Source organism: Ruegeria sp. G7 (genome assembly GCF_056535465.1).
Window position 1 is genome coordinate 924,661 of sequence record NZ_JBQFIL010000001.1, and the last position, 16,988, is coordinate 941,648.

The 16,988-nt window shown below is 62.1% G+C and carries 13 protein-coding genes; 3 read left to right on the top strand and 10 right to left on the bottom strand.

The window, feature by feature from the left end; genetic code table 11:
• Positions 1-45: 45 nt before the first annotated feature.
• The 7 genes from ACR3EN_RS04700 to ACR3EN_RS04730 all read right to left on the bottom strand — a co-directional run bounded on the left by ACR3EN_RS04700 (position 46) and on the right by ACR3EN_RS04730 (position 6,449).
• Entirely contained in the window at positions 46-1,059 is a 1,014-nt protein-coding gene (locus tag ACR3EN_RS04700; protein WP_480870626.1) for a P1 family peptidase, read from the bottom strand.
• Positions 1,060-1,141: 82 nt separating this feature from the next.
• A complete protein-coding gene (locus tag ACR3EN_RS04705) occupies positions 1,142-1,888 on the bottom strand; it encodes an SDR family oxidoreductase (protein WP_480824183.1) in 747 nt (248 codons plus the stop codon).
• Positions 1,889-1,943: 55 nt separating this feature from the next.
• Positions 1,944-2,363, bottom strand: coding sequence for an alternative ribosome rescue aminoacyl-tRNA hydrolase ArfB (gene arfB / locus ACR3EN_RS04710; RefSeq protein WP_480824181.1), 420 nt, complete (start codon positions 2,361-2,363; stop codon positions 1,944-1,946).
• Between the two features lie 263 nt (positions 2,364-2,626).
• Positions 2,627-3,274, bottom strand: coding sequence for a queuosine precursor transporter (locus ACR3EN_RS04715; RefSeq protein WP_480870623.1), 648 nt, complete (start codon positions 3,272-3,274; stop codon positions 2,627-2,629).
• A 90-nt stretch (positions 3,275-3,364) separates the two neighbouring features.
• Positions 3,365-4,249, bottom strand: coding sequence for an esterase-like activity of phytase family protein (locus tag ACR3EN_RS04720; protein WP_480870621.1), 885 nt, complete (start codon positions 4,247-4,249; stop codon positions 3,365-3,367).
• Positions 4,222-5,085, bottom strand: coding sequence for a penicillin-insensitive murein endopeptidase (mepA, locus tag ACR3EN_RS04725; RefSeq protein WP_480824175.1), 864 nt, complete (start codon positions 5,083-5,085; stop codon positions 4,222-4,224). Before mepA ends, ACR3EN_RS04720 begins: the two co-directional genes overlap by 28 nt.
• A complete protein-coding gene (locus ACR3EN_RS04730; RefSeq protein WP_480824173.1) occupies positions 5,082-6,449 on the bottom strand; it encodes an MFS transporter in 1,368 nt (455 codons plus the stop codon). The genes mepA and ACR3EN_RS04730 overlap by 4 nt, the downstream gene beginning before the upstream one ends.
• Positions 6,450-6,577: 128 nt before the next feature.
• Here ACR3EN_RS04730 and ACR3EN_RS04735 point away from each other — a divergent pair, with 128 nt between their 5' ends.
• The 3 genes from ACR3EN_RS04735 (at position 6,578) to yaaA (ending at position 9,787) form a co-directional block, all read left to right on the top strand.
• The gene (locus tag ACR3EN_RS04735) at positions 6,578-6,865 is read left to right on the top strand and encodes a YggT family protein (RefSeq protein ID WP_480824171.1); all 288 of its coding nucleotides are present in this window, start codon (positions 6,578-6,580) and stop codon (positions 6,863-6,865) included.
• A 78-nt stretch (positions 6,866-6,943) separates the two neighbouring features.
• Entirely contained in the window at positions 6,944-8,983 is a 2,040-nt protein-coding gene (gene recQ, locus ACR3EN_RS04740; RefSeq protein WP_480824169.1) for a DNA helicase RecQ, read from the top strand.
• A 33-nt stretch (positions 8,984-9,016) separates the two neighbouring features.
• On the top strand, positions 9,017-9,787 hold the full coding sequence (yaaA, locus tag ACR3EN_RS04745) for a peroxide stress protein YaaA (protein WP_480824167.1): 771 nt from the start codon (positions 9,017-9,019) through the stop codon (positions 9,785-9,787).
• A gap of 117 nt (positions 9,788-9,904) precedes the next feature.
• Here the strand turns inward: yaaA and ACR3EN_RS04750 are convergent, their stop codons facing one another.
• The 3 genes from ACR3EN_RS04750 to ACR3EN_RS04760 all read right to left on the bottom strand — a co-directional run bounded on the left by ACR3EN_RS04750 (position 9,905) and on the right by ACR3EN_RS04760 (position 16,987).
• Positions 9,905-12,121 carry a response regulator gene (locus ACR3EN_RS04750; RefSeq protein ID WP_480870619.1) on the bottom strand — a complete coding sequence of 739 codons (2,217 nt, stop codon included), beginning with the start codon at positions 12,119-12,121 and terminating at the stop codon, positions 9,905-9,907.
• Positions 12,122-12,185: 64 nt separating this feature from the next.
• A complete protein-coding gene (locus ACR3EN_RS04755) occupies positions 12,186-14,228 on the bottom strand; it encodes a hypothetical protein (RefSeq protein WP_480824163.1) in 2,043 nt (680 codons plus the stop codon).
• Positions 14,225-16,987: a DUF4159 domain-containing protein gene (locus ACR3EN_RS04760; RefSeq protein WP_480824161.1), complete on the bottom strand. Its 2,763-nt coding sequence runs from the start codon at positions 16,985-16,987 to the stop codon at positions 14,225-14,227. The genes ACR3EN_RS04755 and ACR3EN_RS04760 overlap by 4 nt, the downstream gene beginning before the upstream one ends.
• Position 16,988 lies beyond the last annotated feature (1 nt).

Sequence of the window (16,988 nt, forward strand, 5' to 3'; positions counted from 1 at the left end):
ATTGCCGCGCGCGGGCACTGTGTCACAGCCCGACTATGATCGTCCTTAACCTAAGTCATGTAGCTGCGACCAACAGGGCAGAAGATCGCCCGCGCAGGGGGTTGCCAGATAGATGGCCCGTGCAATCGCGCGCGCCAAGCAGACCGAGGCGGCATGGCCAATCATCGCCAATGCGTCAGGCTCAACCGCTCGCGCGCCGGTGCTGACCCCGAAAACGAGGTCTCCGTCCCCCGGCGTATGGGCGGGAACGATAGCACGGGCGATACCATCATGGGCGGCCATCGCCAACCGCTGGCATTGCGGTTTGGTCAGGGTTGCATCGGTTGCAACCACAGCAATGGTGGTGTTTGCACGGTCGGGCGGCGCGGGATGCATCATCTGTGCCTTGCGGCTGGTATGGGTGCGCCCAAGGCCCGACATGGGGTCTGGTCCAAGGCCGCCAAATTCAGCATCAATCTCGAACGGGGCCGCCCAGAAATGGCGGTCGCCTGTTGTGGTCACGCTGCCCAATGGGTTTGCCGCGACCAGAGCGCCAACTGTTGTACCGTCTTCAAGCACCAGCGAGGTCGATCCCAGCCCGCCCTTGTGCATCGCAGCCAAGGCTCCGGTGCCGGCCCCGGCGGTGCCCAGCTCAAATTGCTGTGAAGCCGCCCGGTAAGCCGCCCTGCCAAGGGCGCGATAGGGGTTCTCAGCCCAGTTCTTGTCGCCACCATTAAGCAGGTCGAACAGAATCGCACCCGGCACGATGGGAACGATGGCCGCGCCCACCGGAAACCCGCGCCCCTCAGCCCGCATTGCGTCCGACACGCCCGAACAGGCATCCAGCCCGAAGGCCGAGCCGCCAGAGAGCGCGATCGCGTCCACCCGATCGACCGATTTGTCAGGCGCGAGCAGGTCGGTTTCGCGCGTGCCTGGGGCGCCGCCCATGACATGCACCGAGGCGGTGAAAGGTTGCTCTGCGGTCAGCACAGTGGTGCCGGATTTCAGGCGTTCGTCCTGCGCGTTGCCGACCTTCAGGCCGGGGATATCGGTGATGAGGTTTCTGGGTCCGGGGGTCATGTTGGTTTCGGGGTTGAGCCGGGAAGCGCGCTGGCGCGCGCTGCCTCCGGCGGGGATATTTTTGGCCAGATGAAGGGGCGGATCAGATACAGCGGCCTCCGTCCACTTCGAGGGCTGTTCCGGTGATCATGCTGGCTTCGTCTGAGCAGAGGAACAGGGCCGCGTTGGCCATGTCTTCGGGCGTAGAGAAGCGGCCCAGCGGGATGGTCGACAGGAATTTGGCGCGGATTTCGGGCGTGTCTTCACCCATGAAGGATTTGAGTAGCGGGGTTTCGCCCGCTACCGGGCAGATGGCGTTGACGCGGACGCCTGCCGGGGCGAGTTCGACGGCCATGGTTTTTGTCGCGGTGATCATCCAGCCTTTGGAGGCATTGTACCAGTTCAGGTTCGGGCGCGGGGACAGGCCCGCCGTGGAGGCCACGTTCAGGATCGCACCTGCGCCGCGCGCTTTCATGTGCGGGACAAAGGCGCGCGCGGTGAGGTAGACGGACTTCATGTTCACGGTGAAGACGCGGTCGAAATCGTCCTCGCTGACGTCTTCCAGCGGCGTCGGCAGGTGGGTGACGCCTGCGTTGTTGACCAGAATGTCGAGCTGGCCAAAGGCGGCATGGGCTGCGTCGGCCATCGCCTGAACCGAGGCCCTGTCGCCCACATCCACCTGCTGCGCGATGGCGTTCGAGCCCAGCTGAGCGGCCATATCCTGCGCGGCGTCGCCGTTGATATCGGCGATCATCACACGGGCACCTTCGGTCAGGAATTTCTGCGCGATACCCGCCCCGAAACCAGACGCGCCGCCGGTGACGATTGCGGTTTTGCCCTCTAACCTCATGATCTTGCTCTCCCTTGCCGGGGTCAGACTAGCAAGGCCGCGCAAAGTTACCAGATTATTCTTCCGAGACTTTACCCCGCAGCGCCTTGACGTCCCCGCGTGCCTTTTTGGCCGCCAGCCGCCGTTTGACCGAGCCATAGGTCGGCTTGGTGGCGATCCTGCGCTTGGGTTTTACCAATGCGCGGGTGATCAGTTCGGCTAGCCGGGCACGGGCGATCTCGCGGTTGCGGGCCTGAGACCGGGTTTCCTCGCATTGGATGATGATCGCGCCATCTTTGGTCCAACGGCGACCGGCCAGACGTTTCAGCCGGTTCTTGACGGGATCGGGTAGCGACGGTGAGCGCGCGGCTTCGAACCGCAACTCAACGGCGGTTGAGACCTTGTTGACGTTCTGCCCGCCGGGGCCGGACGACCGCACAAAGCTTTCGGTCATTTCCCAGTCTTGCAGGATGATATCGTCGGTGATGCGCAACATGAGGCAGACCTTACCTGCCGCACGCGGAAACAAAAAGGGCCGCCCCGGCGGGACGGCCCTTCGAAAGTTCAGGAGGTCGGGTCGGTTAGATCAATCGACCAGCCGGGGCGAGCGCCCCACCAAGGGCTACCCTAGCAGGCAATCCCCCCGGTTGTTCCGACACCTCTCTCCAATCTCTTTCTCGACACTGGATCACCTCCTTTTCTATCTGTTGCGGTTGATAGGGATGGTGACACAAGATGCGCCATTCTCAAAGAACTTTTTTACGCAGGCTGTGCTGCGGTCAGGTGGGCGACGATCACCTTGAAGGGGATCAGGGCGATAAGCGCCAGCGACAGCTTCACCAACCAGTCCGCGAAGGCCAAGGTCACCCAGAGCGGGGCCATCGGGCCGGACAGCATGAAGGGCACGGGGTCCCACGCCCAGCTGATCGCTGCATCGGCGTTTGCACCAAAGAAGGTCACCGAGGCCGAGAAGGCCAGCGTAAAGAAGATCGCTGTGTCCAGCGCCGATCCGACCAGCGTCGAGATCAGCGGCGCGCGCCACCAGCGGCCACCGCGCATGGCATTGAAGACTGTGACATCAGTCAATTGCGCGATCAGGAAGGCGGTTCCCGAGGCAACCGCGATCCTCAGTGGCACAGCGGCGTAGGTAAATCCATCGCCCTGTAGCATGATCTGGCTGCCGATCAACGAGCAGATGATACCGGTGACGAATCCTGCGAACACGACCTTGCGGGCCGGGCCCACGCCATAGACGCGGTTCATGATATCGGTGACCAGAAAGGCCAGCGGATAGGTGAAAGCACCCCAAGTCAACAGCCCGTCAAGGATCAGGAACTGGACCAGAATGTTCGAGGCCACAACAATGGAGGCCATGGCAATGATGCCGGGAATAAAGCTGCGTTGCATTTCAGATGCCCGTTTTGTCAAGGTAGCGGCGACTTGGCCAAGGGACCGTCCCAAGGCAAGCCGTGCGTCTAGACCCTCAGCAGCGGTCTGTCAATCGGGCAGCAGATATTCCACCAACTCGGTGCGCTGCAGGGCCAGAAAGTTATCGTCCGAGATCATGGTGGCACGCAGCCGGCCCTGATCATCACGCCAGACCGACAGCCCCTCAAGATTGTCATGGAGGCCGGTGCCGGTTTCGAACAGAGTTTCCTCGGCGCGCGGTTCGTCGTCGAAAACTTGCCACCGACGCAGGCGGGATCGGAAACCTACCAGCGATACGGTGCGTTCAAGCAGGTATAGCCGCCCGTCCGGACCGAAATCAGCAGCGACAGGCAGGAATTTGCCCCGTGATGGCAGGACAAAGGGCGTGGACCAGCTCCGGCCATTCCAGCGATAGGCAGGGATGTCCCCCTGCGCGCTGCGGTTTTTCTCGGTGAAGGTATAGAGCCGCCCGCTTTTGTCGATGGCAAGTGCCTCGAACGAACCATTGGCGGCCAGATCCTTGAAAACCTTGGGGCGTGGCAGGACGCGGGCATGGGCTCCGGGTGCTGAATAATAGGCGACGCGGTGAACACCTTCGAATGAGATATAAAGCCCCCCACCCGGTGCAATCGCTATCCCCTCGGAATCGCCCACATAGCCTGGCAAGTCGCGCCCGGCGCTGGACAGCACCGGCCACTGTTCAACGTGCGTGATGCCCGTGATCTGATCACCCGTGCGCAAAATACGAGCCGAGAACAGACGGGCGCGGTCGCTGAGCGCGATCATGCGCGTGCCGTCCTGCGCGATATGCAGCGCAGAAAAACCGCCGAACCCTTCGGCATCCGAGCGCCATGTGAAGCTGCCCAGATGCGTCGCGGTTTTGACCTCCATCGCGGCCGCTGGCCCGGCCAGCAGCAGCGCGGCAATCAGTTGGATTGCAGAACGGCGGTGCATTGCTGGGGCAGATCGGCCAAACGGTACTCGCGGCGTTTCTTTGGCGGCGGGGCGTTCGGATCAGGCGGTGGTGGATTCAGGATGTTGTTCACCCATTCCTGCGCCTGCGCACAACCGTCACCCTTGGGCGGCGGATCCTGATTGACACAGCCTTGCGATCCGCGCGGACATTTCAAGCGCACGTGGAAGTGGTAGTGATGCCCCCACCACGGCCGGATTTTCCGTAGATAGCCCCGGTTGCCTTTCTCATCCTTGCACATCTGGACCTTGGCACCCGGAAACACAAAGATGCGCGCAACCCGCTTGTCCTTGGCCGCTTCGCGCAGCACCGCATGGTGCTGTTTGGTCCAGTTGCCGTTTACAAAAGCCCCGTTGGCGCGGCGCAGGGAAATCGAAGAGATATTCTCGCGGGCTTTCCGCGACAGGCGCATGTTGTCGCCGGGCAGCATCCAGATATCGATATCAAGCCCGAGTTGATGGGACCGATGCCCCGAGGTCATCGGACCGCCCCTCGGCTGGCTGATATCGCCGATATAGAGACCATTCCACCCCGGCTGTTTCGCGGCAAAGCGGCTGAGGTCCTGCACATAGTCAATCGCCTCGGGATGCCCCCAGTTGCGGTTGCGCGACAGGCGCATCGCCTGCCAAGTGGGGCCGGTCTCGGGCAATTGCACAGACCCGGCGGCACATCCGCGCGAGTAACTGCCGAAAGCCGCCGGTTTTTGCTGAGACGCGACTTTCTGCGACCCGAACAACTGCTTGGCCAGGGGCTGAGCCGTTGCCATGCCTGCCCATATCATTGCGGCCAGAACGGCCAGAAAACGTAGTAAAATCATCTGCTCTGATCCCCTTCCGGTTTCACCCAGCGCATCAGGACTAGGCCCAGAATAAACAATCCGATGATCGGCGACACCCCTAGTCTTGCGCTACCGGTCACAGTTGTTGCCACTCCGATCAACAACGGCGCTGCAAAGGCCGTCGCCCGGCCCGACAGACCATAGAGCCCGAAGCTTTCGACCGGAGCATCCGGGTCGGTATGGCGCACCATCATCGAGCGGCTGGCCGATTGCAGAACACCACCCATGCCGCCGATCAGGACGCCACAGCCAAAGAAGACCATATCCGGCAGGGCCGAGCCTTCGGGCAGCGCAATGCCGTAGATCTGCGTCCTATCCATCGAAACAACGGTGAGGCAGACGAAGATCAGCACCCAGATCGCAATCAGAATCACAGGTTTAGGGCCGTATTTGCGGTCCATCTTGCCACCAATCCACGCAAAGATCGCCGAGGCCAGAACGCTGACAATTCCGAAGACGCCGATCTTGATCAGGTCCCACTCCAGCACCAGACGTGCGTAGACACCACCAAAGCTGTAGAGCCCGTTCAACGCATCGCGATAAAACATCGATGAACCCAAATAGGTCGCCAGACTGACCCGGTGACGCAGGTCCGAGATGGATTTTCCCAGCAGGCGCAATGCATCGCCCACGGATCCATGTCTGCCGCTGCTCGGATCATCGCGCACCCACAGGAAGTAAGGCACCATGAACAGGATGAACCATACGGCCGTAAACGGACCGACGAACCGCGTACCTTCTTGCGCGGCAGCATCAAGCCCGAAAACAGGGTCTATCCCGATCAAAGTCCTGCCGTTGGGCTGTTCGACGAACAGCGTCAGCATGATCGCCAACGAGATCAGACCGCCGAAATAACCAAAGGCGAAACCAGACCCCGAAATCTCTCCCACTTCATTGTCATCCCCAAGTTCGGGAAGCTGCGAGTTGATGAAGATCAGCGCGTATTCGGCCCCAACAAAACCCAACCCGAAGGCCGACAGCATCAACCACATATTCGAGCCATCGGGCATCGTGTACCAAAGGGCAGCTGAGCCCACCGCGTACATGACCGAAAACCCGAAAATCCAAGGAATGCGCCGCCCCGAGACATCCGCCATCGCACCCAGAAACGGGGCGCCGAAAGCGATGATCAGCCCTGTGATGGTCAGACAGTTTGCCCAGACGGTCTGCGCGCGCGCAGCGGCAGCATCGGCGTCCAGACCAGCACCCGAGAAATAGCCCGCAGCCACCCCGGCAAAATAGGGGCCAAAGACGAAGGTCACCAAGAGCGAATGATAAGGCTGACTGGCCCAGTCGAAAAACCACCAGCCCCAAATGCGCTTGCGCTTGGAAATCTCTGCCATGACTGCCCCTGCTTATTGTTGCATTCATAAGACGAGGCTTTCAGACGATGCGCAAGCGCTGAGTGCACCGCACTTGCTCTTTGCCGCCGCGACGCTTAGGTCTCAGGCAATCGAAGAACGGAGTGCCCATGCTGTCGCTGATCCAAATCCTTTTGCTGATCCTGGACATTGTCTGGTTCATCATCCTGGCCCATGTGATCATGAGCTGGCTGATCAACTTCCAGGTGCTTAACTTGAACCAACAGCTTGTGGCGCAAATCTGGTACGGGCTGAATCGTTTGTTAGAGCCTATTTATGGCCCGATCCGCAGGGTTCTACCCAATATGGGCGGGCTGGACCTGACACCTCTGGTGGTGCTGATCGCGGTCTATGCGCTGCGGATCATCCTGATCAACAATATGGTCTATTTCGTCTGACCTCTTGTTCACCGAATCTTAGTATGTGATGGTCCTGTCTTAAGAGCAGATAAACCTTAATACAGGGCCACCCCGCAGATGTTCGACTCCGCACCCTTGTTGCGAGACGTCTTTGGATTCGACGCCTTCCGTCCCGGGCAGGAGGAGATTGTCGATGCCGTGACGGTGGGTGAAAACGTGCTGGCGATCATGCCTACGGGTGGCGGTAAATCCCTTTGTTTTCAATTGCCCGCGCTGCTGCGCGACGGGGTGACGGTGGTCATTTCACCTCTGATCGCCCTGATGCGCGATCAGGTGCGCGGATTGCAGGAAGCCGGGGTTGAGGCTGGCGCGTTGACCTCGGGCAACACCCCCGAAGAAACCGACGCGGTGTGGGAGGCATTGGAGGCCGGGCGGCTCAAACTGCTTTACATGGCCCCGGAACGGCTGGCCACCGGGTCCGCCTTGGGCATGCTGCGCCGGATCAATGTCAGCCTGATCGCCGTCGATGAGGCCCATTGCGTCAGCCAATGGGGCCATGATTTTCGACCCGACTATCTGCGGATCGGAGAGTTGCGGCGCGCGCTGAACGTGCCTCTGGCTGCGTTTACGGCCACGGCAGACGCCGAAACGCAGGACGAGATTGTCGAGAAACTGTTCGACGGCACCGCGCCTCGGAAATTCCTGCGCGGGTTCGACCGTCCCAACATCCATCTGGCCTTTGCCGCCAAGGACGGGCCGCGCAAACAGATCCTCGATTTCGCCGCCGCCCGCAAAGGGCAATCCGGCATCGTCTATTGCGGCACCCGCAACAAGACCGAGGTGCTGGCGCAGGCTCTGCGGGCCGAGGGCCATTCTGCCTGCCACTATCACGGCGGCATGGACCCCGAAGACCGGCGCATTGTCGAAACCCGCTTTGCGCGCGAGGACGGGCTGATCGTGGTGGCCACCGTCGCCTTCGGCATGGGCATCGACAAGCCCGATATCCGCTGGGTCGCCCATGCGGACCTGCCGAAATCCATCGAGGCCTATTATCAGGAAATCGGCCGCGCTGGTCGCGATGGAGGTCCCGCCGAAACCCTGACCCTGTTTGGACCCGATGACATCCGCCTGCGCCGGTCTCAGATTGACGAAGGCCTTGCCCCGCCCGAACGCCGCATGGCCGATCACGCGCGGCTGAACGCGCTGTTGGGGTTGGCCGAAGCGCTGGTCTGTCGCCGCCAGAACCTGCTGGGCTATTTCGGCGAACAGGCCGAGCCCTGCGGTAAATGCGATCTGTGCGATACGCCACCCGAGGTGTTCGATGGCACCACGCCCGTCCGCATGGCTCTGTCCGCAATCCTGCGCACCGAGGAATGGTTCGGCGCGGGCCACCTGATCGATATCCTGCTGGGCAATGAAACTGACAAAATCCACGCCCGCCGCCATGATGCGCTGCCCACCTATGGCATCGGCAAGGACTGGTCACGCGCGCAATGGCAGGCGATCTTCCGGCAGATGATGGGACACGATCTGGTCCGCCCCGACCCCGACCGCCACGGCGCGTTGCGCATGACCGAGGCCGCCAAACCGATCCTGAAGGGCGCGGCGCAGATCGATCTGCGCAAGGACACGATACGCAAAGCCACCCGCCGCCCTGCGGTCAAGGCGATGGTCGCCGAAGAGGACGCGCCACTGCTGTCGGCGCTCAAAGCTAAACGCCGTGCCTTGGCGGAAACGCAGCGGGTTCCGGCCTATGTCATCTTCCCCGATCGCACCCTGATCGAAATGGCCGAGAAGCGCCCGGTGACGCTGGACGAGATGGCTCGGATCGGCGGCGTAGGCGCAAAGAAACTGGAACGCTATGGCGATACCTTCCTTGAGGTGATCGCCGGAGAGGCCGAGGCCCTGCACCCCGCCCGCCGTAAGCTGGCCGGTCGCGAACAAGGCGAGATCTATGATCAGTTGCTGGCCGTTCAGAACGATCTGGCGCGTGGGCCAGACGGGATCGACAAGCCTTTGACCTGCTCGGCCTCGCAACTGGCCAAGGTGGCGCAAATGCGCCCGGATGACGCGCGCGGGATCGAACAAGTTTTGGGCGATCGCCGTCACGAAAGGTTTGGCGCCGCCTTTCTGGACGTGCTGCGGCAAGCGGGCTAGATACCGATCATCAGGCAAGGAACGAGGGCGGATATGCTGGTAGTGATTTCCCCGGCCAAGCGGCTGGACTGGGCCGAGCGCGATGTTGAGTTGACGCAACCTGATTTTCAGGATGATGCGATCCGGTTGTCTAAAACCGCCCGCAATCTGACGCTCGGCGATCTGAAAAAGCTGATGGACCTGAGCGACGACTTGGCCCGTCTAAACCGCGATCGTTACCGCGCTTTTGTCGAAGCGCCGGACGCAGAGGCGACCCGCCCAGCCGCTCTGGCCTTTGCGGGCGACACCTATCAGGGGCTCGAGGCGGCCTCGTTGGATGCGGATGAAATGGCCTGGGCGCAGGATCATCTGCGCATTTTGTCGGGGCTTTATGGTGTGTTGCGTCCGCTGGACGCGATCCAGCCCTATCGGCTTGAGATGGGCAGCAGGCTGAAAACCCGCCGCGGCAAGAATCTTTATGAATACTGGCGTGATCAACTGAGCAAGGCGTTGAATGCGCAGGCCGCAGAGGTCGGTTCGGATATTTTGATCAACTGCGCCAGCCAGGAGTATTTCGGCGCGGTTGACCTCAAAGCGCTGAAATTGCGTGTAATCACGCCTGTGTTCATGGAGGACACAGGCGGCACCCCTAAAATTGTCAGCTTCTTCGCCAAGAAAGCGCGCGGTGCGATGGCGCGGTACGTGATTCAGCACCGGTTAACCGATCCTGCGGGTTTGCTGGAGTTCGACACGGGGGGATACGCCTATCGGCCCGACCTGTCTGAGGATAACAAGCCCGTATTTGTGCGTCCTTACAGCGCTTAGAAGCAGTCGGCCTTTTTCAGTTTGGCGGAGGCAGGAGCGAGGGGCCAGCCCCTCGCGCTCCCCGGGATATTTTTGGCCAGATGAAGAGCAGATCCCGCTTTCTGTTTCAGGACCGTATTACACCGGGCCCACGGGTTCCGCCTGTTCAGTCACCGGCTGAGCGCCATCCGGGTGATGCTGGTGGATCATCTGATGGATCAGGTTTTTGTGTAGAGGCTTGGTCAAATAGTGGTCCAGCCCTGCTGCCAGGATGCTCTGGTCGTCGCCCGCCATGGCGTGCGCTGTCAGCGCCACGATGGGGACGCGGCGGCCCGTCCCGATCTCGCGGCGGCGGATTTCGATGGTCGCCTCTTTGCCATCCATCTTGGGCATCGAGATATCCATGAAGATCAGATCCGGATTGAATTCCGTATGAGCCTCAACCGCCTCTAAACCGTTCGAGACAAATTTCAGGTCGATCTTCAGATCTTTCATCATCTTCCTCAGGATCAGTTGGTTGGTTCTGTTATCCTCGGCGGCGAGGACGCGCATCCGCCGGTGGCTTTGTGGAGGCGGCGGTAGATCGGTTCGTACAGTCTCGGGCGGTTCGTCCTGCGGTCTGAAACCCGGTGCGCCGAGGTCAAGCAGGCGGCAGTAGAGCTCAGCCCGCGGGATGGGTTTTTGCAAGACGCCGTCGATCAGGTGTCGGGCCGGATCAGCGTGCAGGACGCCGGGATTGGCTGACATCAAGATGATCGGTACATCGTTCCAGCCCTTCTCGCGCAGGGTGCTCGCCAGCTCCAGCCCCTCCATATCCGGAAGGTCATGGTCGCATAGGATCAAATCCAAGGTATCGTCGACCAGCGACAGTGCCTCATGGCCGTTGCTGCAGACCGATACGCGCGATCCAAGCCGCCCGAGTTGCTTGGTCAGAATGGCACGGTTTACCGCGAGATCTTCGACCACCAGCACATGGCGCAAGCACCCTTCGAGATCGGGCGGCGTGGGTTGAGGGCCCTCTGCCGTGGGCAGGGAGATACGAAACCCGAAACACGACCCCTTCCCCAGCTCGCTTTCAACCCAGACACTGCCGCCCATCATGCTGATCAGGCGTTTGGTAATGGCAAGCCCCAGTCCGGTCCCTTCGAACTGGCGGTTCTGGGCGTCCTCGACCTGATTGAATTCTCCAAAAATATGGGCCACCTTGTCCGCTTCGATACCTATGCCTGTGTCTTCGATGGCCACATGGATATCGCAGCTGTTGGCGTTCGTGTCGGGGACGCCGGTGACGCGGATCAGTACGTGACCTTCGGCGGTGAACTTGACCGCATTGCCCACCAGATTTGTCAGAACCTGCCGGATGCGTCCGGGATCGCCGACAAAGAGTGTGGGCAGGAATAGGTCATAATCCACCAACAGGGTCAGCCCCTTGTCGCGTACGCTGGGCTGTAGCAACATCGCCACCTCGAGGATGCAGCGTTCCAGATCGAATTGCTCGGGGTGCAGGGTCAGCTTGTCGGCCTCGATCTTGGAATAGTCCAGCACGTCGTTGATGATGACCAGCAGCGCCTCGCCCGAGTTGCGGATCGTGCTGAGATAGAGCCTTTGTTCCTCGTTCAGCGGGGTTTCGGTCAACAGCTCGGTCATGCCGACAATGCCATTCATGGGCGTGCGAATCTCGTGGCTCATGTTGGCGAGGAAAGCTGATTTAGCACGATTTGCGGCCTCAGCGCGCTCACGAGCGGCTGTCAGCTCGGCCTCATGCCGAACCGATGCGGTGATGTTCAGCGCAAGGCTCAGCACGTCGCCGCCATGGCCGCGCTGGTCGATCAGCCGAACATACTGCCCGTTCCACAGTTGGATCACTTCGGGATCCGGATGCGTTTGCGTCCATCGGTCCAGCATGCGGGCGCGCCAGTCACTCATGGACTCGGTGCCGATATCAACGATTCCCTCATGGGTCAGGATTTCCAGAATACGCCCATAGGTGATACCCGGCGCGACCTCCTCGAGCCCGTCAAACACGCTGAGATACGCGGCGTTGGCACCAACCAGCGCGTTGTTCCCATCAAAAAAGGCAAAGCCGTCAGGGATGGTCTGGATCGAGTGCCAGAGTCGACGCTCGGCAACTTCGACCTTTGCGTTGGCGGCGGTCAGGTCGGATTTGACCTTTTCATTCTCGACGCGCACCGTCGCGACCTCAGCCTGCGTTTCATCAATCTGACGGGTCAGGGCAATAGCGTGGCGGCCCAGTTTGCGATTGGCCGCAGAAAGCTCGGCCTGTTTTTGCTGCAACAGGCGTTCAGTGGCCAGGCGCGCGCGCCGTTCCTGTGCCAGTTTTTCGGCAAGACTCATGAGATTTCCCGCACTGCTTCGGACACAGCATCGCGGCAGAGCGTGAAAAAGTGCTTAAACGCGTTTAGTGCCGCCCCTCGCGCAGCCAACCGCCCAGCAGGAAGCCGCCGGCCAGCAGCAGCACCAGCCAAGGCGGCAGCAAGCCGGCCTGCGTGACATCGCGGGTCTCGTAGGCCTCGCGCGGGGTCAGTCCGATCCAGCCGCGCCCGGCTGCAGGACGTCCGGCACGCACATTGCGGATCGCGGGCAGACCGTCTTCGACGCGGATGGTGCCGCCGCGCAGGGCGGCCAGCGTCGGGCTTAGGATTTCATCGGTGGCGATGGTGCGTTCGAACTCTTTCGGGGCTGCGGGGCCCAGACCGATGACGGCAGAATGCTCACCCTCCTGCAGACGGTAGAGGCCGATCTCGGGGCCGAAATACTGCGCTTCGAACCGACCGGGGGACACCTCGTCGAGCGTGATCTCAAGCGTGTCGCCATTGGGGCGGGTTATGGTGACCGGTCCAACCTCATCCGACAGGGTCTGGCGGATGATGCGCATCGACTGGCCGTTGGCTTCGGCCCACAGCGCCTCTTCCTCAAGCTCGGGCTCTTTCATCATCCAATGGGCCAGACGACGCAGCAGTTCCAACTGCGGACCGCCACCTTCAAAGCCACGACTCCAGAGCCAGGCGTGATCCGAGGCAATCAGCGCCACGCGCCCCTCGCCCACGCGGTCCAGCACCAGCAGCGGGCGGTCTTCGACACCGGACATCAGCATCTCGCCAGAGCGCTGCCGCACATCCACTTGCCGCAGCCATGCGCCCCAGTGTTCCGCATCACCGAGGTCGGTGGTTACAGGATGGCGTTCACCCAGATCAGTGACCATGGGTACGTAGCGTTCCTCGATAACGCGGGCGGTGGGTTGAGCGGGAATCACCGGCCCGAGCGGCGAGCGGAAGATGCTGTCGGCGGTGGCGAAATCCGGCCCGGCATTCACCAGCACCGCGCCACCGTCGTTAATGTAGTTGGTGACATTGTCCAGATAGATCGCAGGCAGGATACCGCGCCGCTTGTAGCGGTCAAAGATGATCAGGTCGAAATCGTTGATCTTCTCCAGAAACAACTCGCGCGTCGGGAAGGCGATCAGTGAAAGTTCGTCAACGGGTACGCCGTCCTGTTTCTCGGGCGGACGCAGGATGGTGAAATGAACCAGATCGACCGAGCTGTCGGATTTCAACAGATTGCGCCAGGTGCGCCCGCCCGGATGCGGCTCGCCCGAAACCAGCAGCACGCGCAGACGGTCCCGCACACCGTTCATCTGGATCAGGGCGGTGTTGTTGCGGTCGGTCAGCTCGCCCTCTGCCTCGGGCACAGTGAACTGAATGACGTTCCGTCCGCCATGTGGAAGGGTGATCGGCAGTTCCACGTCCAGACCGATGGGAATGGTGAATTGCTGAGGCTCTGCCCCATCGACTGATATCTCAAGCGGCGCGGTTGTGGCGCCTGCGGGAGCGGCCCCGGTATCTTCGACGCGCAGGGTCAGGGTTACAGGCTCGCCAATGATGGCGAAGGCGGGGGCGTTGCGGACGATCAGGCGGCGGTCCCAGTCGGTGGTGCGCCCGGTTTGCAGCAGGTGCATCGGCGCGGGCAGATCAGGGGCCTGTTCGGCGTCGTGCACGATCCCGTCCGAGACAACGAGGATGCCCGCGATACGGGCACGGGGTTCCTCGGCCAGCGCGGCGTTCAGCGCCGCCATGACCTGCGTGCCTTCATCCCCGTCCCCATCGCCGACCTTGATCCGGCGCAGTTCGGTGTTGTCGCGGGACTCGATCTCGATGGCCAGCGCATCGGCTGTCTGCACCGTCTGCTCGGCCCGGTCCGAGAGCGTCTGACTCGCGCTTTCATCCTCGATCATCAGTACGATGTCTGTCAGCGGTGCGCGATCTTCGACCTGATAGACAGGACCGCTGAGCGCCCCGAGGACCACCAAGGCCGCCAACCCGCGCAAGGCCCAGCCCGACAGGCCGCGCCACAGCGCCAGCACGACGCCCGCCAGTGCAATTGCGGCCACGGCGACCAGCACGGGCCAAGGGATCAGTGGATCAAAGATGACGGTTCCGGTCATTGTCCCAACCTGTCCAGAAGGGCGGGCACGTGGACCTGATCGGACTTGTAGTTCCCCGTCAGCACATGCATCACCAGATTGACGCCAAAACGATTGGCCAGTTCGCGCTGCCGCTCGCCCGCATAGCCACGCCCCACGGGCAGCAAAGACTGACCATTGCGATCCACCGCCCAGGCCCCGGCCCAGTCATTGCCGCCGATCACCACCGGGGTCACGTTGTCATTGAGGTTGCGGAACGGCATCCCCTCGATCTGTTCGGCATCGGGCGGCGCGGCCTCGACCCAGACCTCAGTGCCGGAATAGCGACCGGGGAAATCCTGCAGCAGATAGAAGGCACGGGTCAGGACATGATCGCGTGGAACAGGCTCTAACGAGGGGATATTCAGCGGCCCGGCCAGTTGCTGCAACTTGCGTCCATTGGGGCTGGAGGCCCCGAAACCGGCGATATCAGCATCGCGCGTATCGAACAGGATCATCCCGCCCGAGCGCAGATAGGCGTTGAGCTTGGCATAAGCCTCGACCGAGGGTTGCGGCTGATCGGGCGTGATCGGCCAGTAGAGCAGCGGGAAGAAAGCAAGTTCATCGCGTTCCAGATCGACGCCGATTGGGTCGGCGGGCTCGACCGAGGTGCGGAAATGCAGTGTCTGCACAAGCCCCCGCAGCCCGGCCAATGCGATATCATCGACCTGAGAATCTCCGGTCAAAACATGCGCCAGCACCAGTTCCTGCGTTGCATTCAGCGCGAAATCGGTGTCCTCCGGCGTTTGCGCCTGCGCATCCGGTGCAATCAGCAACGCGCCCAACGCCACGGCTGTTGCGCGCGCCAAGCCCAACCGCCCGGACAGCGCCAGCGACGCGATGACATCGATCGTCAGCAGCACCAGCGCAAGGCTCAGCAACAGGCCCGCCAGCGGTGTTTCGGTGGTGATCTCCTGCCCCCGGATCGGGACATCGGCGGGCCAGACCACGGGGGTCAGCACCGCATCCTCGGCCAGCACATTCCGCGCCAGTTTCTGCTTGCCGCTTTCATACAGCCCCGGACGCAAGTCTGGCCCAATCTGGCCCGAGACCAGATCAACCCCATCGACCCCGGCCAACGTGCCCGCGTCGGTCAGCGCGCCGAAGCCGTCCAGTATCTGAACAGGTTCCCACACGGTGCCCTGCATCTGCGCCTCTTGTCGCGATTTGGCGGCGGATGCGACGGCCAGCCGGTCCAGCATTTCGACAAACAGACCCGACAGCGGCAGGCTGGACCATTCCGCATCTGCGGTCACATGAAACAGCACCACCTGCCCCAGACCCAGCGGTTTGCGAGTGACCAGCGGCGTGCCGTCGGACAGCGACGCAATCACCCGATCGGCCAGATTAGGGTCTGGTTGCGCCATCACCTGCGTTGTCACGGCCACGTCTGCGGGGATCTCCAACTCATAGAAGGGTGAGTTTTCGGGGAACGGCGCCAACCCCTTGGCCTCGCCCCAACTCATGGCGCCACCGACCGAGCGACCACCGCTGCGCAAACGAACCGGCAGCAGCGTGTCTTCCTCATCGCGACCCAGATCACTCGCCGCCATGCGCGGACCGGCAAAGCGCAGCAGCAACCCGCCCTGCTCGACCCATTCGATCACCCCCGCCTGCTCTGAGTCAGACAGCTTGGCCACATCGGCCAGCGCAATGACATCGGGGTTGGCGGGCAAGACCTCGGCCAGACCGCCTTCGACAAAGTCAGCGGTCGGGATCAGCACCTGTGTCAGGTAATGCAGCGGCGACAGCAGCTCCAGCCCCTCGCGGTTCAGGCTGCCTGCAATCAGCGCAACCTCGCGCCGCCGCAGACTGTCATCGGTCAAGGTCACGGCCCCTGCGGAACGCTGGCCCTGCAGTTCGAACCGGGTGATCCGAGCGCGCAGTTCCGAGGGCAGCGCAAGATCAATTTGCGCCTGTGTAGAGCCGTTTTCGAACTCCAGCGGTGTGGATTGCAGTACCCGCATCGCGCCCGCCGGATCACGCCCTTGCGCCAGAACGGTGACGGTTTCTGCGGGGCCGGGATTGGCGCGCAACACGCTAAGCTGGATCGCGCCATCCTGATAGCTGGCCGGCAGGATCGCGGTGACGGGACCGGAGGATTGGTAGACGACTACATCCCCGCGCTCTTTCAGGGCAGCGGTCAGACGATCATGTCCCTCATAGTCCAGCCGGTCGCTGAACCAATGGGTGTCAAAGCCGCCCTCAACCTGCGCAAGCGCCGTCAGGGTCTGGTCAATCTGCATCGCGGTGGGCTGCCACGGCATCGGCGTCAGGCCCGGCAAACGCCCGCGCCAGGCCTCCGCGGCCTGAAACACAGGGGCTTCGGGCTCGGTCAGGCGCAGGATCGAGACGGGGCGACCAGCCCGACCGGCCTCGGTCAGTTGCGCGTCGATCTGATCCAGCGTCGAGGACCAGCGCGTCGCCCCCGCCCAACTGGCATCCAGCACCAGCAAGAGCGGCCCCGACCCGGTCTCATCGCGCGAGGGGTTCAGTACCGGCCCCGCCAGCCCGATAATGATCGCCGCCGCCGCCAGCATCCGCAGCAAGAGCAGCCACCATGGGGTGCGGTCCGAGACGCTTTCGTCATCCTTCAGACCCAGCAGCAGGGTCACCGCCGGGAAGAGGCGACGGATCGGCGCAGGCGGCACCGCGCGCAGGATCAGCCACAGGATCGGCAGGGTCAGCAGACCCAGCAGCACCCAAGGCGCGGTAAAGCCGATGCCCGCCAGAACCGTCATT